General features: G+C 71.6%; 19 protein-coding genes and 1 pseudogene. 11 read left to right on the top strand and 9 right to left on the bottom strand.

The genetic code is table 11. The annotated features are described in order from the left end of the window. Positions 1-28 precede the first annotated feature (28 nt). The 10 genes from ACFW9Z_RS10185 (at position 29) to ACFW9Z_RS10230 (ending at position 9,334) form a co-directional block, all read left to right on the top strand. Positions 29-1,726, top strand: a complete 1,698-nt coding sequence (locus tag ACFW9Z_RS10185) for a nitrite/sulfite reductase (RefSeq protein WP_384637265.1) — start codon at positions 29-31, stop codon at positions 1,724-1,726. Continuing rightward, a complete protein-coding gene (locus tag ACFW9Z_RS10190; RefSeq protein ID WP_384637268.1) occupies positions 1,723-1,902 on the top strand; it encodes a hypothetical protein in 180 nt (59 codons plus the stop codon). Before ACFW9Z_RS10185 ends, ACFW9Z_RS10190 begins: the two co-directional genes overlap by 4 nt. Beyond that, complete coding sequence (locus ACFW9Z_RS10195; protein WP_384637271.1) at positions 1,899-2,615, top strand: phosphoadenylyl-sulfate reductase; 717 nt, start codon at positions 1,899-1,901, stop codon at positions 2,613-2,615. Before ACFW9Z_RS10190 ends, ACFW9Z_RS10195 begins: the two co-directional genes overlap by 4 nt. Before the next feature lie 23 nt (positions 2,616-2,638). Then, positions 2,639-3,184 carry an adenylyl-sulfate kinase gene (gene cysC / locus ACFW9Z_RS10200; protein ID WP_010059288.1) on the top strand — a complete coding sequence of 182 codons (546 nt, stop codon included), beginning with the start codon at positions 2,639-2,641 and terminating at the stop codon, positions 3,182-3,184. Beyond that, positions 3,181-4,116 (top strand): sulfate adenylyltransferase subunit CysD, encoded by a 936-nt coding sequence (gene cysD, locus ACFW9Z_RS10205; RefSeq protein WP_384637274.1) that lies wholly within the window; start codon positions 3,181-3,183, stop codon positions 4,114-4,116. The genes cysC and cysD overlap by 4 nt, the downstream gene beginning before the upstream one ends. 2 nt (positions 4,117-4,118) lie before the next feature. Further along, the gene (locus ACFW9Z_RS10210) at positions 4,119-5,459 is read left to right on the top strand and encodes a sulfate adenylyltransferase subunit 1 (RefSeq protein WP_384637277.1); all 1,341 of its coding nucleotides are present in this window, start codon (positions 4,119-4,121) and stop codon (positions 5,457-5,459) included. Positions 5,460-5,689: 230 nt separating this feature from the next. Then, entirely contained in the window at positions 5,690-6,802 is a 1,113-nt protein-coding gene (locus tag ACFW9Z_RS10215) for an aliphatic sulfonate ABC transporter substrate-binding protein (RefSeq protein ID WP_384637280.1), read from the top strand. Between the two features lie 66 nt (positions 6,803-6,868). Continuing rightward, on the top strand, positions 6,869-7,660 hold the full coding sequence (locus ACFW9Z_RS10220; RefSeq protein WP_384637283.1) for an ABC transporter ATP-binding protein: 792 nt from the start codon (positions 6,869-6,871) through the stop codon (positions 7,658-7,660). Next, positions 7,647-8,573: an ABC transporter permease gene (locus tag ACFW9Z_RS10225; RefSeq protein WP_384637286.1), complete on the top strand. Its 927-nt coding sequence runs from the start codon at positions 7,647-7,649 to the stop codon at positions 8,571-8,573. The genes ACFW9Z_RS10220 and ACFW9Z_RS10225 overlap by 14 nt, the downstream gene beginning before the upstream one ends. 8 nt (positions 8,574-8,581) lie before the next feature. Next, entirely contained in the window at positions 8,582-9,334 is a 753-nt protein-coding gene (locus tag ACFW9Z_RS10230) for a sirohydrochlorin chelatase (protein WP_384637289.1), read from the top strand. Positions 9,335-9,345: 11 nt separating this feature from the next. Here ACFW9Z_RS10230 and ACFW9Z_RS10235 read toward each other — a convergent pair whose 3' ends face one another. Next, on the bottom strand, positions 9,346-9,963 hold the full coding sequence (locus ACFW9Z_RS10235) for a DsbA family protein (RefSeq protein WP_384637292.1): 618 nt from the start codon (positions 9,961-9,963) through the stop codon (positions 9,346-9,348). Positions 9,964-10,200: 237 nt separating this feature from the next. On the opposite strand from ACFW9Z_RS10235, the gene ACFW9Z_RS10240 reads away from it, so the two are divergent. Then, entirely contained in the window at positions 10,201-10,674 is a 474-nt protein-coding gene (locus tag ACFW9Z_RS10240; protein WP_384637295.1) for a hypothetical protein, read from the top strand. 233 nt (positions 10,675-10,907) lie between these two features. Here ACFW9Z_RS10240 and ACFW9Z_RS10245 read toward each other — a convergent pair whose 3' ends face one another. The 8 genes and pseudogenes from ACFW9Z_RS10245 to ACFW9Z_RS10280 form a co-directional block, all read right to left on the bottom strand. After that, positions 10,908-12,704, bottom strand: coding sequence for an ABC transporter ATP-binding protein (locus ACFW9Z_RS10245; RefSeq protein ID WP_384637297.1), 1,797 nt, complete (start codon positions 12,702-12,704; stop codon positions 10,908-10,910). Further along, a complete protein-coding gene (locus tag ACFW9Z_RS10250) occupies positions 12,701-14,857 on the bottom strand; it encodes an ABC transporter transmembrane domain-containing protein (RefSeq protein ID WP_384637300.1) in 2,157 nt (718 codons plus the stop codon). Before ACFW9Z_RS10250 ends, ACFW9Z_RS10245 begins: the two co-directional genes overlap by 4 nt. 167 nt (positions 14,858-15,024) lie before the next feature. Next, positions 15,025-15,408, bottom strand: coding sequence for a DUF4440 domain-containing protein (locus ACFW9Z_RS10255; protein WP_384637303.1), 384 nt, complete (start codon positions 15,406-15,408; stop codon positions 15,025-15,027). Then, positions 15,401-15,949 carry a DUF1697 domain-containing protein gene (locus ACFW9Z_RS10260; RefSeq protein WP_384637305.1) on the bottom strand — a complete coding sequence of 183 codons (549 nt, stop codon included), beginning with the start codon at positions 15,947-15,949 and terminating at the stop codon, positions 15,401-15,403. The genes ACFW9Z_RS10255 and ACFW9Z_RS10260 overlap by 8 nt, the downstream gene beginning before the upstream one ends. A gap of 133 nt (positions 15,950-16,082) precedes the next feature. Next, positions 16,083-17,288, bottom strand: coding sequence for a S8 family peptidase (locus tag ACFW9Z_RS10265; RefSeq protein ID WP_384637308.1), 1,206 nt, complete (start codon positions 17,286-17,288; stop codon positions 16,083-16,085). A 538-nt stretch (positions 17,289-17,826) separates the two neighbouring features. Next, positions 17,827-19,072 (bottom strand): annotated as a pseudogene (gene mgt, locus ACFW9Z_RS10270) (macrolide-inactivating glycosyltransferase); the annotation flags it as partial. Positions 19,073-19,082: 10 nt separating this feature from the next. Then, positions 19,083-20,378 carry an ABC transporter substrate-binding protein gene (locus tag ACFW9Z_RS10275; protein ID WP_384637310.1) on the bottom strand — a complete coding sequence of 432 codons (1,296 nt, stop codon included), beginning with the start codon at positions 20,376-20,378 and terminating at the stop codon, positions 19,083-19,085. After that, positions 20,378-21,217: a carbohydrate ABC transporter permease gene (locus ACFW9Z_RS10280; RefSeq protein ID WP_384637312.1), complete on the bottom strand. Its 840-nt coding sequence runs from the start codon at positions 21,215-21,217 to the stop codon at positions 20,378-20,380. The genes ACFW9Z_RS10275 and ACFW9Z_RS10280 overlap by 1 nt, the downstream gene beginning before the upstream one ends. Positions 21,218-21,220: the final 3 nt, after the last annotated feature.

Genomic DNA, 21,220 nt, shown 5'->3' on the forward strand with positions numbered 1-21,220 from the left:
CTCCCGCAGTCCCGAAGGACGTACTGTCATGGCCGCCACCCCGGAACAGCCTGCGACCACCACGCCCCGCCGCAAGGCCGGACGCCACCGTGGCGAGGGTCAGTGGGCCGTGGGCCACCACACCCCTCTGAACGGGAACGAGCAGTTCAAGAAGGACGACGACGGTCTCAACGTACGGACACGTATTGAGACGATCTACTCCAAGCGCGGCTTTGACTCCATCGACCCCAACGACCTTCGTGGGCGCATGCGTTGGTGGGGGCTGTACACCCAGCGCAAGCCCGGCATCGACGGCGGCAAGACCGCCGTGCTGGAGCCGGAGGAGCTGGACGACAAGTACTTCATGCTGCGCGTCCGGATCGACGGCGGACGGCTGACCACCCAGCAGCTGCGGGTGATCGGGGAGATCTCCCAGGAGTTCGCGCGCGGCACCGCCGACCTCACCGACCGGCAGAACGTGCAGTACCACTGGATCCGCATCGAGGACGTGCCGGAGATCTGGCGGCGGCTCGAAGAGGTAGGCCTCTCCACCACCGAGGCCTGCGGTGACACGCCCCGCGTGATCCTCGGCTCCCCCGTCGCGGGCATCGCCGAGAACGAGATCATTGACGGCACCCCCGCGATCGACGAGATCCACCGCCGGTTCATCGGGAACCCCGACTTCTCCAACCTGCCCCGCAAGTTCAAGTCGGCGGTCTCCGGCTCCCCGCAGCTCGATGTGGCGCACGAGATCAACGACATCGCCTTCGTCGGGGTGAACCACCCCGAGCACGGCCCCGGCTTCGACCTCTGGGTCGGCGGCGGCCTCTCCACCAACCCCAAGCTCGGGGTCCGGCTCGGCGCCTGGGTGCCGCTGGACGAGGTGGCCGATGTGTACGGCGGGGTCATCGGGATCTTCCGCGACTACGGCTACCGGCGGCTGCGCACCCGCGCCCGGCTGAAGTTCCTCGTCGCGGACTGGGGCGCGGAGAAGTTCCGGCAGGTCCTGGAGGACGACTACCTCCAGCGCAAGCTGATCGACGGCCCCGCGCCCGAGCAGCCCGCGCAGACCTGGCGCGACCACCTGGGCGTGCACCGGCAGAAGGACGGCCGCTTCTACGTCGGCTTCGCCGCGCGGGTGGGCCGGGTCGACGGCACCACGCTCACCAAGATCGCCGAGGTGGCCGAGGCGCACGGCTCGGGCCGGGTGCGGACCACCGCCGAGCAGAAGATGATCGTGCTGGATGTGGCCGAGGAGCAGGTGGAGTCCCTGGTCGCCGGTCTGGAGGCGCTCGACCTCAAGGTCACGCCCTCCCCGTTCCGGCGCGGCACGATGGCCTGCACCGGTATCGAGTTCTGCAAGCTGGCCATCGTCGAGACGAAGGCACGCGGCGCCTCCCTCATCGACGAACTGGAGCGCCGCATCCCGGAGTTCGACCACCCCATCACCATCAACATCAACGGCTGCCCGAACGCCTGCGCCCGTATCCAGGTCGCGGACATCGGCCTCAAGGGCCAGCTGATGCTGGACGAGAACGGCGAGCAGGTCGAGGGGTACCAGGTGCACCTCGGCGGGGCGCTCGGCCTGGAGGCCGGGTTCGGCCGCAAGGTCCGTGGCCTGAAGGTCACTTCGGCCGAACTGCCGGACTACGTCGAGCGGGTGCTCGGCAAGTTCCAGGAGGAGCGCGAGGACGGCGAGCGCTTCGCCACCTGGGCGGCGCGGGCCAGTGCGGAGTCGCTGTCATGAGCGAGCGAGCCGCCCCGTTCTACTGCCCGTACTGCGGCGACGAGGACCTGCGCCCCAACGAGACGGGGCACGGCGCCTGGGAATGTGCCTCCTGCAACCGTGCGTTCCAGCTGAAGTTCCTGGGTCTGCTGACCCGGGGCGTCCAGCGCAACGACGGTCAAGGGGACGGGATATGACGGACACTCTGATCAGCGAGGAGCTCACCGACCACCAGCTCCGGGAACTGGCCGAACAGGCCGGGCGGGAGCTGGAGGACGCCTCCGCCACCGAGATCCTGAAGTGGGCCACCGACACCTTCGGACCGCGCTTCTGCGTCACCTCCTCCATGGAGGACGCCGTGGTCGCGCACCTGGCATCCCGGGTGCTGCCGGGCGTGGACGTGGTCTTCCTGGACACCGGCTACCACTTCCCGGAGACCATCGGCACCCGGGACGCGGTGGACGCGGTGATGGACGTCAACGTCATCACGATCACCCCCCGGCAGACGGTGGCCGAGCAGGACGCGGAGCACGGCGAGAAGCTGCACGACCGCGACCCCGACCTGTGCTGCGCGCTGCGCAAGGTCAAGCCGTTGGAGGACGGCCTGACCGCGTACGCCGCGTGGGCAACGGGGCTGCGCCGCGACGAGTCCCCGACCCGGGCGAACACCCCGGTGGTGGGCTGGGACGCCAAGCGCCGCAAGGTGAAGGTCTCCCCGATCGCCCGCTGGACCCAGGACGACGTGGACGCCTACGTGCTGGAGCACGGAGTGCTCACCAACCCGCTGCTGATGGACGGTTACACCTCCGTCGGCTGCGCGCCCTGCACCCGCCGGGTGCTGGAGGGCGAGGACGCACGGGCCGGCCGCTGGGCCGGACGGGGCAAGACCGAATGCGGGCTGCACGGCTGATGACGACTGATCAGGAGAGTTCGATGAGCGTGACGGAGACGGGAGCCACGATCTGGCTCACCGGTCTGCCGAGCGCGGGCAAGACCACCATCGCGTACGAGCTGGCGGGCCGGCTGCGGACCGAGGGCCACAAGGTGGAGGTGCTCGACGGCGACGAGATCCGGGAGTTCCTCTCCGCGGGGCTCGGCTTCTCCCGCGAGGACCGGCACACCAACGTGGCCCGGATCGGCTTCGTCGCCGAACTGCTCGCCGCCAACGGCGTGAAGGTGCTGGTCCCCGTCATCGCCCCGTTCGCCGACAGCCGCGAGGCGGTCCGCAAGCGGCACGCCGCCGAGTCCACCACCTACCTGGAGGTGCACGTGGCGACGCCCGTCGAGGTGTGCTCCGTACGGGATGTGAAGGGGCTGTACGCCAAGCAGGCGGCGGGCGAGATCAGCGGGCTCACCGGGGTCGACGACCCCTACGAGGCGCCCGAATCGCCCGACCTGCGCATCGAGTCGCACCAGCAGACCGTGCAGGAGTCCGCGGCGGCGCTGCACGCGCTGCTCACCGAGAGGGGCCTGGCGTGAGCACCGTCACCACCGTGCCGGAGGGCACTGTCAACCCGTACGCGCTCAGCCACCTGGACTCCCTGGAGTCGGAGGCGGTCCACATCTTCCGTGAGGTGGCGGGGGAGTTCGAGCGGCCGGTGATCCTCTTCTCCGGCGGCAAGGACTCCATCGTGATGCTGCACCTGGCGCTCAAGGCGTTCGCGCCCGCGCCGGTGCCGTTCACGCTGCTGCACGTGGACACCGGGCACAACTTCCCCGAGGTCCTGGAGTACCGCGACCGTACGGTGAAGAAGCACGGGCTGCGGCTCCATGTCGCCTCCGTGCAGGAGTACATCGACGCCGGGAAGCTCCGTGAGCGCCCCGACGGCACCCGCAACCCGCTCCAGACCGTCCCGCTCACCGAGGCGATCCAGCAGCACCGCTTCGACGCGGTCTTCGGCGGCGGGCGGCGCGACGAGGAGAAGGCGCGCGCCAAGGAGCGGGTGTTCTCGCTGCGTGACGAGTTCTCGCAGTGGGACCCGCGCCGGCAGCGCCCCGAGCTGTGGCAGCTCTACAACGGCCGCCACGCCCCCGGTGAGCACGTCCGGGTCTTCCCGATCTCCAACTGGACCGAGCTGGACGTCTGGCAGTACATCGAGCGCGAGGGCATCGAGCTGCCGGAGATCTACTTCGCCCATGAGCGCGAGGTCTTCTCCCGCAACGGCATGTGGCTGACGGCCGGCGGCTGGGGCGGGCCCAAGGAGCACGAGGCCACCGAGACCCGTCTGGTGCGCTACCGCACGGTCGGTGACATGTCCTGCACGGGTGCCGTCGACTCCGACGCCACCACGCTGGACGCCGTGATCACCGAGATCGCCGCCTCCCGGCTCACCGAGCGGGGCGCGACCCGCGCCGACGACAAGATGTCCGAGGCCGCGATGGAAGACCGCAAGCGCGAGGGGTACTTCTAACCATGACCACACCCATCCTCTCGGCCGAGCAGCTGTCGGCCACCACCCTGCTGCGCTTCGCCACCGCCGGATCCGTCGACGACGGCAAGTCCACCCTCGTGGGACGGCTGCTGCACGACTCCAAGTCGGTCCTCACCGACCAGCTGGAGGCCGTCGAGCAGGTGTCGCTGAGCCGGGGCCAGGAGGCACCGGACCTGGCGCTGCTGACCGACGGGCTGCGGGCCGAGCGTGAGCAGGGCATCACCATCGATGTCGCCTACCGCTACTTCGCCACCGCCCGCCGCCGGTTCATCCTCGCCGACACCCCGGGCCATGTGCAGTACACCCGCAACATGGTGACCGGCGCCTCCACCGCCGAGCTGGCCGTGGTCCTGGTCGACGCCCGCAACGGGGTCGTCGAGCAGACCCGCCGCCACGCCGCCGTCGCCGCCCTGCTGCGCGTCCCGCACGTGGTGCTGGCCGTCAACAAGATGGACCTCGTCGACTACGCGGAGCCCGTATTCGCCGCCATAGCCGAGGAGTTCACCGCGTACGCCGCTTCCCTCGGCGTCCCGGAGATCACCGCGATCCCCATCTCGGCGCTGGCCGGGGACAACGTGGTGGAGCCCTCCGCACACATGGACTGGTACGGCGGGCCGACCGTCCTGGAGCACCTGGAGACGGTCCCGGTCAGCCATGACCTCACCGCCTGCCACGCGCGCTTCCCCGTGCAGTACGTGATCCGCCCGCAGACCGCCGAGCACCCCGACTACCGGGGGTACGCCGGTCAGATCGCGGCCGGGGTCTTCCGGGTCGGCGAGGCCGTCTCCGTACTCCCCTCGGGGCGTACGACGACGATCACGGGCATCGACGCGCTCGGCGAGAGCGTGGACATCGCCTGGGCGCCGCAGTCGGTGACGCTCCGGCTGGCCGACGACATCGACATCTCGCGCGGCGACCTGATCGCCCCGGCCGCCGATGTGCCGCCGGTGACCCAGGACGTGGAAGCGACCGTCTGCCACGTGGCGGACCAGCCGCTCTCGGTGGGCCAGCGGGTGCTGCTGAAGCACACCACCCGTACGGTCAAGGCGATCGTCAAGGACATCCCGTCCCGGCTCACCCTGGACGACCTCTCCCAGCACCCGGCCCCCGGGCAGCTGGTGGCCAACGACATCGGCCGGGTCGTCGTGCGGACGGCCGAACCGCTCGCGCTCGACGCGTACGCCGACTCCCGGCGTACCGGATCGTTCCTGCTGATCGACCCGGCGGACGGGACGACGCTCAGCGCGGGCATGACGGGCACCGCGTTCGCCGCGGCCACGGAGCCGGTCGTGGCCGACGACGACGCCGAATGGGACTTCTGATGAGCGAGGACTTCTTCTCCACCTTCGCGAAGGAGGGCGGCCGGGTGGGCAGCGGCGTCCTCGGCAGCGGCCAGGGAGGCGTGGGGCGATGTGCGTGATGACGTACGCGCACCGCTCGCGCGCCCTGAACCCCCCGCATCCGTACCGCCGAAGACCTGCCGATCTCCCGGCCGCGCCCCCCTGACCAACAGCAGGGCGTGAGTACCGGGCCAACGAGAGGAAAGCCTCCCGTGCCTGCCCCCCGTTCCACCGTTCGCCGCTCCATCGCCGCCGTCGCGGCCCTGCCGCTGCTCGCCCTGGCCGCAACCGCCTGCGGCTACGGCTCCGCCGCCAAGGAGGACGACGCGAAGGCGAACGTCTCCAGTGGAGAGAAGAAGCTCTCCACGGACACCGTGAAGATCGGCTACTTCCCGAACCTCACGCACGCCACCGCCCTGGTCGGTATCCAGGAAGGCACCATTCAGAAGGAACTGGGCGGCACCAAGGTCGAGTCCACGACCTTCAACGCCGGACCCACCGAGATCGAGGCCCTCAACGCCGGTTCGATCGACATCGGCTTCATCGGCCCCTCCCCCGCCATCAACGCCTACGTCAAGTCCCAGGGCAAGGGGCTGCGGATCGTGGCCGGTTCGGCCTCCGGCGGGGTGAAGCTGGTCGTCAACCCGAAGAAGATCAAGACCCTGGACGACCTCAAGGGCAAGCGGATCGCGACCCCGCAGATCGGCAACACCCAGGACGTGGCGTTCCTCAACTGGATCTCCGAGAAGGGCTGGAAGGTCGACCCGCAGAGCGGCAAGGGCGATGTCTCCCTGGTCCGTTCGGAGAACAAGGTGACGCCGGACGCCTACCAGTCCGGTTCGCTGGACGGGGCCTGGGTCCCGGAGCCGACCGCCTCCAAGCTGGTCTCCCTGGGCGCCGAGGTGCTGCTCGACGAGGCGACGCTGTGGCCGGACAACAAGTTCGTGATCACGCACATCATCGTGTCGCAGAAGTTCCTCAAGGAGCACCCGGACGTCGTGGAGGCGGTGGTCCGCGGCTCGGTGAAGACGAACAAGTGGATCAACGACAACCCCGAGGACGCCAAGGCCTCCGCCAACAAGGCCCTGGAGAAGCTGACGGGCAAGCCGCTGCCCCAGGAGATCCTGGACCCGGCCTGGGAGTCCATCGAGATCACCGACGACCCGCTGGCCTCCACGCTGGAGACGCAGGCCGGGTACGCGGTCAAGGCCGGTCTGCTCAAGGACCCGGACCTCAAGGGCATCTACGACCTGGGCCCGCTGAACACGATCCTCAAGGCCGAGGGCCAGTCCGAGGTCGCCGACGCCGGTCTCGGCGTCAAGTAGTCCTCCCACCCGACCATCCGCACCGGAACCCATCGGATTCCCAGGATCTCCCAGGAGGTGACGACCATGGCGACCACCACCCTCACCAAGGCCGAGGACCGTACGACGGTCGAGCACACCGCCCGTCTCTCGCACGTCTCGAAGTCCTTCGCCGGACCCACGGGGCAGCAGCTCGTCCTGGACGACATCACGCTCGATGTCGCTCCGGGTGAGTTCGTCACCCTCCTGGGAGCCTCCGGGTGCGGCAAGTCGACGCTGCTCAATCTGGTGGCCGGACTCGACCGCCCGTCCGCGGGGTCCATCGAGACCCCCGGCGGGCGGCCGGCCCTGATGTTCCAGGAGCACGCCCTCTTCCCGTGGCTGACCGCGGGCAAGAACATCGAACTGGCCCTGCGGCTGCGCGGGGTACCGAAGTCGGAGCGCCGCACCGAGGCCGAGCGGCTGCTCGAACTCGTCCGCCTCGGCGGCGCGTACGGCAAGCGGGTGCACGAGCTCTCCGGCGGTATGCGGCAGCGCGTCGCGATGGCGCGGGCGCTCGCCCAGGACAGCCAACTGCTGCTGATGGACGAGCCGTTCGCGGCGCTGGACGCCATCACCCGCGATGTGCTGCACGACGAGCTGACCCGGATCTGGCGGGAGACGAACGCCTCGGTCCTCTTCGTCACGCACAACGTGCGCGAGGCCGTACGGCTCGCGCAGCGCGTCATCCTGCTCTCGTCCCGGCCGGGCCGGATAGCCCGGGAGTGGACGGTCGACATCGAGCAGCCGCGCCGCATCGAGGACACCGCCGTGGCGGAGCTGTCCGTCGAGATCACCGAAGAACTGCGTGGGGAGATCCGCCGACATGGCCAGCACTGACATCACCTCCGACCGGAAGCGGCCGGAGGGGCCGGGCGGCCCTGTCGACGCCAAGCCCGACGACCTGGCCGGTCTGGAGGCCGGACTCGACGCCCTGGACGCGGTGCAGATCAACCGCACCCCGGTGCGCCAGGTCCTGCTGAACAAGGTGCTCCCGCCCATCGTGGCGGTGGCGCTGGTCCTGACGGTCTGGGAGCTGCTGGTCCGGGCCGAGGTGACCGAGGTCTACAAGCTGCCGCCGCCGTCCGCCGTCTGGGACAGCGCGGTCGAGATGTGGCTGAAGGGCACGCTGCTGGAGGTCGTCTGGACCAGCGTCTCGCGCGGTCTGCTCGGCTTCCTCCTCGCGGTGGCCATCGGTACGCCGCTGGGGCTGCTGGTGGCCCGGGTGAAGCTGGTCCGGGCCGCGATCGGCCCGATCCTGGCCGGGCTCCAGTCGCTGCCCTCGGTCGCCTGGGTGGCCCCGGCCGTGATCTGGCTCGGGCTGAACGACAGCATGATGTTCGCCGTGATCCTGCTGGGTGCGGTGCCCTCGATCGCCAACGGGCTGATCTCGGGCGTCGACCAGGTGCCGCCGCTGTTCCTGCGGGCGGGCCACACCCTGGGCGCGACCGGGATACGCGGGACATGGCACATCGTGCTCCCGGCCGCGCTGCCCGGCTATCTGTCGGGGCTCAAGCAGGGCTGGGCGTTCTCCTGGCGTTCGCTGATGGCCGCCGAGATCATCGCATCCTCCCCCGAACTGGGTCTGGGGCTCGGGCAGTTGCTGGAGAACAGCCGCAGCACCTTCGACATGCCCGGGATCTTCCTCTCGATCCTGCTCATCCTGTTCGTCGGCATCGCGATCGACCAGCTGATCTTCAGTCCGCTGGAGCGGTGGGTGCTGCGCAGCCGCGGTCTCCTCGTCAAGAACTGAGCTCTCCCATGACAACTCCCGTTCTCCTCGTCATCGCCCACGGCAGCCGCGACCCGCGACACGCCGCGACCGTGCACGCCCTCACCGAACGGGTGCGGGCGGCACGGCCGGGACTGCGCGTGGAGACGGGGTTCCTGGAGTTCAACGCCCCTTCCGTGCCCCGGGTGCTGGAGCGCCTGGCCGCGGAGGGGGCGGACGAGGCCATCGCCCTGCCCCTCCTCCTCACCCGGGCGTTCCACGCCAAGACCGACATCCCCTCGGTCCTGCGCGAGGCCCGCGCCCGGCTGCCCCGCCTGCACATCCGCCCGGCCGATGTCCTCGGCCCGTCCCCGCTGCTCAACGCCACCCTGGGGCGTCGGCTGCGGGAGGCCGGGGTCCGCCCCGGCGACCTCCCCCGGACCGGGCTCGTCCTGGCCTCGGCGGGATCCACAGACCCGGAGGCGATCGCAGTGATCGCTGAAATCGCGCGGGAGCTGCGGCACACCGGTTGGTGCGCCGTGCGGCCTGCGTTCGCCTCCGCCGCTCTTCCCCGTACCGAGGACGCGGTACGGGCCCTGCGTGCCGACGGTGTACGCCATGTGGCGGTCGCGCCGTACGTCATCGCCCCCGGCCGGCTCCCCGACCGCATCGCGGCGGGCGCCGAGGCGGCCGGGGCGGACATCCTGGCCGATGTCCTCGGCCCCGCACCGGAGTTGGCACGGTTGCTGCTGGACCGGTACGACGAGGCACGGGTGCCGGTGGGGGCGTCGCTGTCGGCTTGAGGCTTGGCCGGTCACTCGTAGGACAGGCCGCCCGAGCGGGTGCGTTTCAGTTCGAAGAAGCCCGGGTGGTTGGCCAGGACCCGGAAGCTGTCGAAGAGTTGGGCCGCCTCCTCGCCGCGCGGGATCGCGTTGAGGACCGGGCCGAACCACACCGTGCCGTCGACGTGGATCGTCGGCGTGCCCACGTAGGCGTCCTGTTCCGGGTCCTTGCCCGCGTCGTGGCTGCGGGCGACCTCCTCGTCGTACGCCGTCGAGTGCGCGGCCTCCGCCAGGGCGGCGGGCAGGCCGAGTTCGGCGAGGGAGGCGGCGGTCACCGCGTCGAAGTCCTCCTCCTTCCGCTGGTGGATACGGGTGCCGAGCGCGGTGTACAGGTCCCGCAGGATTACGTCTCCGTGGGCGGCGGACGCGGCGACGGCGACCCGGACCGGGCCGATCGACTTGTCGACCAACTCGCGGTACCAGGCGGGCAGTTCGTTGCCCTGGTTGTGCAGGTACAGGCTCATCGGGCGGAACCGGAGCTCGATGTCGCGGTGCTGCTCCACCTCCAGCATCCAGCGGGAGGCGATCCAGGCGAACGGGCAGGCGGGGTCGAAGAAGAAGTCGACGGCCGTGCGGTCGTGAGTGCTCATGGTGCTGAGCCTAGGCAGCGATTGGCATGGGCTCCCGGGCCAATCGCGTCCCGGTACGGTGGGCCATTCGGGGTGATCCACGGGATGCGCGGCTCCGGGCGCAAGTGGCTCGTGCGGCACTCCGGGAACGGCCGATCAGGCGCCGTTGACGGGCAACGGGCTCCGTGCCAGCGTCACTTCGCGCAAGTATCCGTACGCAGCCCCGCCGACACGGCGGGCGATCGCGAAGGGACGACCATGAGAAGACGTAAGGCCGCGATGATCCCGGCGTTGGCGCTCACGCTGTCCGGAGCACTCCTCGCCGTCGGCGCGGCCGTGCCGGCCCAGGCGGCGGGGAACGGGACCGCCGCCGCTCCGGCGGCCGCCGAGCTCCGGATCCAGGCCTCCCCGACGCCCCAGGAGCAGGAGTACCTGAGGGAGATCGCGGGCGTGATCTGGACACCCCAGCTGGCCGCGGGCTGGAACATGAACGCCGAGGTCGCCGACGTGCTCTCGCAGGCCACCGGGGCCATCCTGCGGTGTTCCGAGGCCTTCAGCCTGGTGCCCCGGCCCGCGGGCTTCATCCCCGGCCTCGGCTATCTGGTCCAGTACTGGAAGAACCTGCGGGACTACTTCCTGGCAGTGAAGGAGAACCGCACCTACCGCGCGTGCGTGGTGACGACGGCCGCCTCCTACCGCTCGGCCATCGAGATGGCGTCGGCGGGCATCTGAGCCGGGGACGGGCTGCCGCCGCAGGGACGGGAGGTGCGGCGGCGGCCCGTCAGGCACTGCCTCCGGTCGGGGTCGGGCGGGGTGTGGTGGGCGGCGCGGTTCGTCCCGCCCGAACCAGGCGGTCCACGGTGTACGGGAGGCTCAGCGGGGTGACGAAGGAGATGGCGCTGCCGAAGCGGCTGCTCTCCTTCAGACGTGCGGTGCGGCGCGTTCAGACGTGCAGTACGGCGCGTTCAAACGTGCGGTACGGCGCGGCTGCCGGACCAGGCGCGCCAGAGCACCGCGTACGGGCCTTCGGCGGCGCGCAGTTCGTCGTGGGTGCCGCTCTCGACGACCCGGCCCGCCTCCAGGACCACGATCCGGTCGGCGGCGACGGCCTGGGTGAGGCGGTGGGCGACGATCAGGGCGGTGCGGCCGGAGAGGGCGGCCTCGGCGGAGCGCTCCAGGGTCCGGGCGCCCGCGCTGCCCGCCTCGGCGGTCGCCTCGTCGAGGACGGCGACCGGGGGGTCGGCCAGGACGAGCCGGGCGAGGGCGAGTTGCTGGGCGCGGGCCGGGTCGAGGCGGTGGCCGCCCTCTCCTACGACGGTGGCGAGCCCCTCGGGCAGGGCCTCGGCCCACTCCAGCGCGTGCACGGTGGCCAGGGCGGTACGGAGGTCGGCGTCGGTGGCGTCGGGGCGGGCGAGACGGAGGTCCTCGGCGAGGGTCCCGGTGAAGACGTGGACCTCCTGCGTGACCAGGACGACCGAGGGACCCGCCGTGCTCGACGCGCTCCGCGCGACGCGAACCGTGCCGCCGGTGGGCCGCTGGACGCCCGCGACGAGCCGGGCCAGGGTGGATTTCCCGGCTCCGCTGGTCCCGACGAGGGCCACGTGTTCGCCCGCGCGGAGGGTGAGGGAGACCTCGTGGAGGACGGTACGGCCGGGCCCGTAGGCGTGGCTGACGGCGTCGACGGTGACGGCGGTCGCGGGATCGGTCGGGGCCTTGGCCGCGGGCTCACGCTCGGTCCGCTTCCGCTGGTGCGGCAGCCGTACCGCGCTCTCCTCGACGTCGGTCACCCCGACCAGCCGCGCCAGACCGGCCGCGGCCGACTGGGCGTCGTCCAGCAGGACGAGGGCGGCGTTGACGGGTCCGAAGAGGCTGTGGAAGTAGAGGGCGGCGGCCGTCGCCGTACCGATGGAGACGGAGCCGTCGCGGACCAGGAAGAACCCGGTGACCAGTACGGCGGCCAGGCCGATGTACTCCGCGATGTGCAGGCGCGCGTAGAAGCCGAGCACGAGATGGACGCTGCGCATGGTCAGCTCGACGGCCCTGCGCGAGCGCGCCGCGCTCTTCTCGGTGTGCTGCTCCTCCAGCCGGTGGCCGCGTACGGTGACCGCTCCCCCGATGGTCTCCAGGAGCTGTTGCTGCTGGGCCCCGTTGGCGACCCGCTGGTCGGCGTAGACGGTGACGGCCCGGCGTACGTACCAGCGGGCGGTGAGCGCCTGGACGGGTACGGCGAGGAGCGCGGCGAGGAGGAACCGTACGTCCAGCAGGGCCAGCGCGCCGAGGGTGAGCACGATCGCGAGGACCGAGCGGGCCATCTCGGGGAGGGCGGAGCGGACGGCTTCGGCGACCCGGGCGACGTCTCCGGTGACCCGGGCGGTGAGGTCTCCGGCCCCGGCGCGTTCGAGTCGGTCGGCGGGGAGCTGGAGGGCGCGTTCGACGAACTGCTCGCGCAGCCGGGCGAGTACGGTCTCGCCGAGCCGGGCGACCTGGGTCAGCCCGAGCGTGGTGGTGACGCCCTGGACGACGGCGACCACGAGGAGGAGGACGACGGGGAGGGTGAGGGCGTCGGCGGGGCGGCCGTCGGCGACGATGTCGACGATCCGGCCGAGCAGCGGCTGGACGAGCAGCCCTACGGCGGTGGCGCCGACCAGCACGCCGAGGCCGAGGATCGCGCGGCCCCGGTCGGGGCGGATCAGGGTGCGCAGGGCGGCCCGGGTGCGGGCGCCGGTGGCGACGGGCAGGAGTTCGGCCGGGGTGGTGGTCATGTGAGCACCGCCGTGCGGTAGACGGGATGGTCGCGTACGAGGTCCTCGTGCGGGGCCTCGGCGGTGACGGTGCCGCCGTCGATGAGGACGACCCGGTCGGTGGCGGCGAGCAGCGCGGGGCTGCTGGTGACCAGGATCGTGGTGCGGCCGGTGCGGGCGCGGCGGATACCGGCGGCGATACGGGCCTCGGTGGCGGCGTCGACGGCGGTGGTCGGGTCGTGCACGACGAGGACGGAACGGTCGGCGGCGAGCGCGCGGGCCAGGGCGACGCGCTGGCGCTGGCCGCCGGAGAGGGAGCTGCCGCGCTCGCCGATCCGCCCGGCGGTGCCGCCCGGCAGGGCGGCGGCGACCTCGTCGACGGCGGCGGCGTCCATGGCGGGCCGCGGGTCGGCTCCGGCGGGGGCGGCGGCCGTGACGTTGTCGAGGAGGGTGCCGTCGAAGAGCTGGGCGTCGTGCTCGGCGACCAGCAGCACGGAGCGCAGGGCGGCGGGGGCGAGTTCGGTGACGGGGACGCCGTCGAGCTCGATGCGCCCCCGGTCCGGGTCGCAGCGGCGGGCCAGGCAGCGCAGCAGGGTGGCGGCGTCTGCGGTGTCGGTGACAACGATGCCGAGGTGCTCACCGGGCCGGACGGTGAGGTCGACCCCGTGGAGCCCGGCGTGCCCGAGACCGTGCAGGCGGAGCTCGCCGGAGGCGGAGGCGGATGTGGGGGCGGAGGCGGAGGTGGGATCGGCGGAGGCGGGCGCGGCGGAGGCGGGCGCGGGAGCCGAGGCAGGCGCGGAAGCCGAGCGGGCAGCGGGAGCGGAGCCGGAGGCGGCGGAGGCCGAGCGGCCAGCGGCAGCGGGAGCGGCGGTGGAGGCGGGAGCCGAGGCGGAGGCAGGAGCGGCAGCCGAGCCGGAAGCGGTGGTGGAAACCGAGCCGGGCGCAGAAGCAGAAGCGGCAGCCGAGGCGGAAGCGGGAGCCGAGCCGGAAGCGGAGGTGGAGGCGGGAGCCGAGCCGGAAGCGGAGGTGGAGGCGGGAGCCGAGCCGGAAGCGGAGGTGGAGGCGGGAGCCGAGCCGGAAGCGGGCGCGGGCGCGGAAGCAGAAGCGAAAGCCGAGCCGAGCGCAGAAGCCGAGCGGGCAACGGCAGCCGAAGCGGCAGCCGAGTTGGAAGCGGAGCCGGAAGCGGACGGTTCCGCCGTGCCGCCCGTCGTCTCGCCGGGCGCCGCCAGCACGTCCGCGATGCGGGCGGCGGAGGCGCGGGCCTTGGCGAGTTCGGCGCCTACCCAGGCCAGTACGGCGATCGGGCCGGGGAGGAAGAGGGCGAGGCCCACGGCGGAGACGAGGGCGCCGAGGCCGATGGAGCCGCTGAGCACCAGGCGTCCGCCGACAAGGGCGACCAGGGCGATGAAGGCGCCGGTGAGGGTGAGCATCAGCCCGGTCTGGAGGGCGGCGGCGCGGGCGGCGCGCACGTTGGCCTCGCGGGAGGCCTGGCTGGTGGCGCGGTAGCGGGTGACGGCGGCGCGCTCGGCCCGGAGCCCCTTGAGTACGCGGACCCCGGCGACCAGGTCGGCGGCGACCCCGGAGGCGTGGGCGGCGCGCTCCTGTTCGGTCTGGCTGCGGTGTTCCAGGGGGCGGGCGAGGTAGTGGCCCAGCGCCATCAGGACCGGGGCGCCGATCAGGACGAGGAGCCCGAGGGGGACGGAGGCGCGGAGCAGGAGGACGGCGCCCGCGACGACTCCGACGACGGCGGCGATGCCGAGGGTGAGGGCCATGTTGAGGGCCCCGACCCGGCGGGCGTCCTCGGTGGCCACGTTGACCAGGGCGCCGGGCGGACGACCGGCCTCGGCGCCGCCGTGCGGGGCGAGGACCCGGCGTACGACATCGAGGCGCAGCTCGTGCGCGGCCTGTTCGGCGGCGCGCTCGCCGGCCCGGGCGCCGAAGCGGAAGCCGTAGGAGAGCATGGCGTAGACGACGGCGAGGACGACCAGCCAGGCGGCGAGCGCTCCTCCGTCGGGGCGGACCACGGCCCGGTCGACGATCAGACCGATGAGTACGGGGACGAGCGCTTCGCCGGTCTGGTGGGCGGCGCCCAGCAGCGAGCCGGTGACGACATCCCGGCGCTGCCCTGCGACGGCACGGCGGATGACACCGCGCCCGGACATGTCGGCCCCCACTCACCTCTCCTCACCGTGTACCGGACCGGAGAGAAGGGGCGATTTCCAGCCACGCACCTCCAGCCAAACGAAGGCAAGGCTAACCGGTGTCCGCCACAGTCAGGCCATCCGGTCCCGTATGTACCGTTTTGACCGGTCGGAGACTCGCACCTTCCACGGGAGGAGGCTCACACCTCGGCGGGCGGCTCGTCGGCGAACGGCGTCGCCTGGTGGAAGTAGAGGCGCCACCCCGCCCCGGTCAGCCGCCACAGGGAGCTGCGGTGCGAGCGCAGCCCCTTGGACTCGGTGTCGAAGGTGAGGTGGACCAGGCCGGGCGCGAGCTGGACGCCCCGCATCCGGGACGCGGTCAGCGGGCCGGGGCGCGGGGCGTCGGCGGCGGTGAGCGACTCGATGATCGTCTCCCGGTTCCAGAGCCGGCCGCTGGTGCCGATCTCCCGGAACTCCGGGTGCAGCAGGGCGGCGAGGAGATCCGCGGAGGCGCGTACCACCGGGTCCAGCAGGCGGAGCTCGCCCTCGATGGCCGCTGCGACGGCGGGCGACGGCTCAGACACGGGTCAGCTCCACGAGTTTGGCCACGGTGTTCCAGTTGCGCGTGGTGGCGGTGAGGCCCTCGGTCTGCCGGGGGCGCGCGAGGGCTTCGGCCAGCTTGGAGCGGCCGAGTCCTTCGGGGGCGTACAGGTAGAGACAGCGGTCACCGAGCTCGAAGGCTTCCGGCAGGTGGGCCTGTGCGTCCAGAGCGGCGAAGCGTCCATCCTCCACGGCCCGGTCGAAGTAGGTGACGTGGAGCTGTCTGGGCTCCAGCTCGGCGGCGGGGAAGGGGCAGGCGTCGGCGACGGCGGCGAGATAGGCGCCGCTGCGGACGATGCAGCCGACGGAGAAGCCGAACCGCTCGCACAGGGCCTGCTCCAGACCGGCGGCGAGCGCGCCCTCGTCCGTGCTGTCGCTGCGGAAGACGGCGTTGCCGCTCTGCAGGTGGGTGGCGATGTCGGTGTGCCCCAGTTCGCCGAGGACCGTGCGCAGTTCCGGCATCGGGACCCTCTTGTGGCCGCCGACATTGATCCCGCGCAGCAGCGCCGCGTACTTCGTGGTCATGGCCCCACACACTAGAACGATCTCTCCGGAGCGCGCAGCCGCCGCGCCCCGTGGGGGAGGGCGCGGCGGCGGCTGTGCGCGGGGCGGGCCGGGCGGTGGCGGAGGTGGGGCGCCACCGCCCGGTACCCGGGTACTACTCGACGATCTTGAGGAGCTTGTTCGCCGTGCCCTCGGTCGCGTTGGAGATGGCGTCCGGGGTGGCCCCCTCGGTCAGCGCCGTGGCGACCTGCTCCGGGGTGGCGTCCTGGTTGCCCGCCAGGTAGACGGCGGCCGCGCCGACGACGTGCGGGGTCGCCATGGACGTACCGGAGATGGTGTTGGTGCCGGTGTCGCTGTCGTTCCAGGTCGACGTGATGTCCGAGCCCGGGGCGTAGATGTCCACGATGGAGCCGAAGTTGGAGAACGAGGACTGCTCGTCCGCCTCCGTGGACGAGGCGACCGTGATCGCCTCGGGGACGCGGGCGGGCGAGCCCTGCCCGGCGTCCCGGGACTCGTTGCCGGCGGCCACACCGAAGGTGATTCCGGCGGCGATGGCCTTCTGGACGGCCGCGTCGAGCGCCGGGTCGGCGCCGCCGCCGAGGCTCATGTTGGCGACGGAGGGGCCGGACGCGTTGGCGGCGACCCAGTCGATCCCGGCGATGACCTGCTCGGTGGTGCCCGAACCGTTGTCGTCCAGGACGCGGACGGCCACGATCTTGGCCTTCTTGGCGACGCCGTGCTCGGCCCCGGCGATGGTGCCCGCCACATGGGTGCCGTGCCCGTTGCCGTCGTCGGCGTCGTCGTCGTTGTCCACGGCGTCGAAGCCGGAGGTGGCGCGGCCCTCGAAGTCCTCGTGGGTGACGCGGACCCCGGTGTCGATGACGTACGCGGTGACGCCCTCGCCCGCGGTGTCGGGGTAGGTGTACGCGTTGTCGCCCGCGGTCTCGGTCTGGTCGACGCGGTCCAGACCCCAGGACGGGGGGTTCTCCTGGGTGGCGTTGATGCTGAACTTCTTGTTCTGCACCACCTTGGCGACGGCCGGGTCGGCGGCGAGGCGCTTGGCCTCGGTCTCCGAAAGGCCGCTGGCGGAGAAGCCGTTGATGCTGGAGGAGTAGTTGCGCTGGAGCTTGCCGCCGTACTCCTTGGCGAGCTTGGACTTGTCCGCCTTCTCGCCCAGCAGGACGATGTAGCTGCCGGAGACGGCGGTCTCGGCGTCCGCGCCGTAGACCGTGCCCAGGGGGGCCGGCGAGGCTCCGGCGAACGAGGTTCCGAACAGGGTGACTCCGGCTGCGGCTGCCACGGCGGTGATCGCGGCGGTCAGCTTGGTCCGGCGAGTGACGGTGCGCTGGTGCTTGGCCATGAAGAGGGGTCTCCTCGTCAATCTCTGTGGGGGGATTGACCTCCGGCCGGAAGATCTCCGGGGGTTGGCTCGAAACCCTGACCGATTGACGAGCACAGATCAAGACCTCCTTGCAGCTGTGACTTACTCAACAAGGTTTTGTAATAAGGAATCGGCCACGGCGGGTCACAACGGGCAGCGGGAGTCAACACGCCGGTAACAAAGTCGGACCCGGGGAGCCGCGAAGGGGCTCGTACGCGGGGAAACACCAGCTCACGGCCGCCGCCGGGCCCTTCGCGCCACCGCACACCGCACCCGTTCCGGCCCGGCACCGACGGCGCCGGACCGAGACGGCTATGCGTGAAGACCTGTGAACGTGCGTGAAGAAGTGCGCGGGAGGGGTGAAGTGCCCCGCTGGACATGTGAAGTCACCCGGGAGATGCGTGCAGATGCAACGACCACCGGCACCGCGCAGAAGAACGCCCCGCCCCGCACCAGCGCGCTCGGCGGCGGTGCGGGGCGGGGCGAGAACGTCCGGATACCAGTCCAACCCATCCGCTCAGAGCGACAGTTCGGCCTCGATGAGATCGGCCGCCCCGGCCGTGCCGCCCTCCTGCGCCATCCGCTCGCGGAGCCGGGCGGACCGCTCCGCCACCTCCGGGTCGCCCACCAGGGCGAGTACGGCTTCGCGGAGCGTCGCCGCGTCGGCCTCCTCCATGGGCACATGCCGGGCCACCCCGAGCGCCTGGAGCATGTCGGCGTTGCCGAACTGGTCGACGGCCTGCGGTACGGCCACCATCGGCGTGCCGGTGGCGAGCCCCTCCTGGCTGCCGCCCGCCCCGGCATGGGTGATGAAGGCGTCGGCCTGCTTCAGTACCTCCAACTGCGGCACCCACGGGTGCACTTCCACATTCGCCGGTACGTCACCGAGCTCGGCCGGGTCGACATGCGCGCCGATCTGGAGCACCACGTGCCAGCCGGGCAGGCCGCCGAAGGCCGCGACGCACTCCCGGTAGAAGGCGGGCTGCTTGGTGAACGAGGAGCCGAGCGAGACCAGGAGCACCTTCTCCGCCCCGGTCGGCCGCTCCCACTCCCCCTGGTCGCTCCGGTCGCCCTGACAGGCGCCGACGAAGGTGTACATCTCGCGGTTCACCCGGTCGGCGTTGGGCTGGAGCGCCTCGGGGATCAGGACGAGGCCGCGGCGCGGGCGGGAGACGAAGTCGTCGCTGGAGAGATGGCCGAGGCCGTTGTCGGTGAGCCAGCCGTCGAAGCGGTCGTAGTACGCCTTGCCGCGCTCGGTCTGCTTCAGCTCGGCGGTCATGGGCTCGCCGACCTCCTCCTCGTACCCCTCCCAGGGCACCAGGTTGGGCCAGAGGGAGACGGCGGGGACGCCCCAGCGGTGGGCGAGGACGCGGGCGGGGTAGGAGGTGATGTCGTGCAGGACGAGATCGGGCTCGTCGCCCTCGAAGGCGGTGACGAGCTGCGGGAGGGCCTGGATGGCGTCGTCGAGGAAGGGTTCGAGGTTGTCGATCAGCTCGGTGCCCCAGGCTTCGGGGTCCTCGTCCGTCGGCAGGGTCGAGGTGTAGATCACCGGCTCGGCACCGGTGGCGGCGACCTTGTCGGCGAACGAGGCGGGGATGGCGTAACTGACACGGTGCCCACGGCTGACGAGCTCGCGGATCACGTCCAGGCTCGGGTTCACATGTCCGTGGGCGGCGATGGAGAACATGGCGATGTGGGCGCGCGGTGATTCCGTCATGCCCACCACCGTAGACGAGACGGCACGTCTCGTCTAGTGAATTTCGGGTGCCCCCTTCAGCGCTGGTAGCGGGCCAGGACCCGGTTGCCGTCGTCGACCAGCCGTCTGCGCAGCTCATCGGTGGTGATCGCGCCGCTGTAGTACTCCTGGAGGGCGGGGGTGGCGACCTTGTCCTTCCACTCGGGGTAGCCCCGTACGGTCTGGGCGGGCGCCGGGCGCAGATGCTTCGCGAGCGCCGTCCCGGTGGACCAGCCGTGCTCGGCGGTGTGCAGGGAGGGGTGGGCGAGGGCGGTGGTGCCGGTGGGGAGCATCCAGTCGCCCCGGGCCAGGCGCACCATGTTCGGCGGGCGCAGCAGGAAGTCGATGAAGGCGACGGCCTCTTCCTTGTACGGACTGTCCTCGGCGACGGAGAGGGTCTGCGGGCTCACCCCCTGGGTCAGTCCACCGGGGCCCGCCGGGGCGGGCAGGACCGTCCACGCGAAGCCCTCGGGGGCCTGTTCGACGACCTGCTGGCGGTAGGCGAAGCCGAGCGGGACCATCGCGTACCGGCCGCCGAAGAAGCCGGGCAGGGAGTCCGATCCGCCCATCCCCAGCGCCGTACGGGCCGCGCTGCGGTCGGTGTTGACCTGGTCGCGGATGGTCCCGGTCACCACCCGGTCGCCCTCCTCGAAGCGCAGCTCCGCCTTGCCGTCCGCGGTGCGGTGGAAGAGCTGCCCGCCGCCGGAGAGGCCCAGGTTGAGGGTGACGGAGACGGGTTCCCTGAGCGGCCAGGCGACCCCGTAACGCCCCTTGCCCGTCAGCTCCTTGCAGACACTCCGGAACTCCGCCCAGCTCCAGGGGGCCTCCGGCGTGGGGATCCGCACACCCGACGCCTTCAGGATCCCGGCGTTGGCGATGAGCACCCGGGGTTCCTGGAGGAAGGGGACTCCGTAGATCCCGCCGTCGAAGGTGGTGGTGCGCCAGGACCGTTCCGGGATGTCCGCCTTCAGCCGGTCCGGGAGGAGGGTGCGCAGGTCGGCGAGGTAGCCGCCGTACGCGAAGTCGGCGAGGTCGTCGGAGGCGTCGTGGATGATGTCGGGCGCCTCGCCGCCCTCGAAGGAGGTGAGGAGCTGGTCGTGGACGTTGTCCCAGCTGCCCTGGACGTACTCCACCTGTACGTCGGGGTGGGCGGCGTTCCACTCCTTCACCAGCCGCTTGTTGGCGTCCACGGACTCCTTCTGCCAGGCCAGGGACTGGAACCTGAGCCGGATGGTGCCGTCGGCGTCCCTTCCGTCACCCGTGCCCGAGCAGCCGGTGAGGAGCAGGGCGAGGACGGCCGCGGCGGCTGCGGCCCGCCGGGCCAAGGCGCGCATCAGCCCCTCACCGCCCCGGCCGTCATCCCGCCGGTGATCCGCCGCTGGATGAAGGCGAAGAGGACGAGGGAGGGCAGCGTGGCGAGGAACGCGGCGGCGGCCAGCGGGCCGAGGTCGGCCACGCCCTCCGCGCCGAGGAAGTGGGTGAGGACGACCGGCAAGGTCTGCTTCTCCGGGGTCTTGAGGAGAACGAGCGCGAAGAAGAACTCGTTCCATGCGGTGATGAACGCGAAGAGGGCGGTGGCGACGATCCCGGGGGCGAGCAGCGGGGCGACGACCGAGACGAGGGTTCGTACCCGCCCCGCCCCGTCGACGGCGGCGGCCTCCTCCAGCTCGGCGGGCACGGCGCGCACGTATCCGGCGAGCATCCACAGGGCGAAGGGCAGCGACCAGACGACGTACACCAGGATCAGCCCCCAGAGGGTGTTGATCAGATGCAGGTTCTTCAGGACGAGGAAGAGCGGAATGATCACCAGCACGAACGGGAACGCCTGGCTGACCACGACCCACCCGGTCGCGGCGGTGGCGAGCCGTCCTCGGTGACGGGCCATCACATAGGCCATCGGGGTCGCGATGACGACGGCGATCAGGGCGGCGGAGACGGCGGCGAGCAGCGAGTTGGCCGCCGCCTGGAACAGCGGCTGCTCGTCGAAGGCCTGCCGGAAGTTGTCCAGGGTGGGCTGCTCGGGGATCCAGGTGGGGTGCAGGGAGCCCAGTTCTCGGGCGGGTTTGAAGGCGGTGGAGAGCAGCCAGAGGAACGGGAAGGCGAGGAAGACCAGGTAGGCCAGGAGGGCGAGGTACTGACCGGTCCGCGCGGCCCTGCTGGTGGGCAGGCTCATCGC

Source organism: Streptomyces sp. NPDC059452 (assembly GCF_042750035.1).
Taxonomy (GTDB): Bacteria; Actinomycetota; Actinomycetes; order Streptomycetales; family Streptomycetaceae; genus Streptomyces.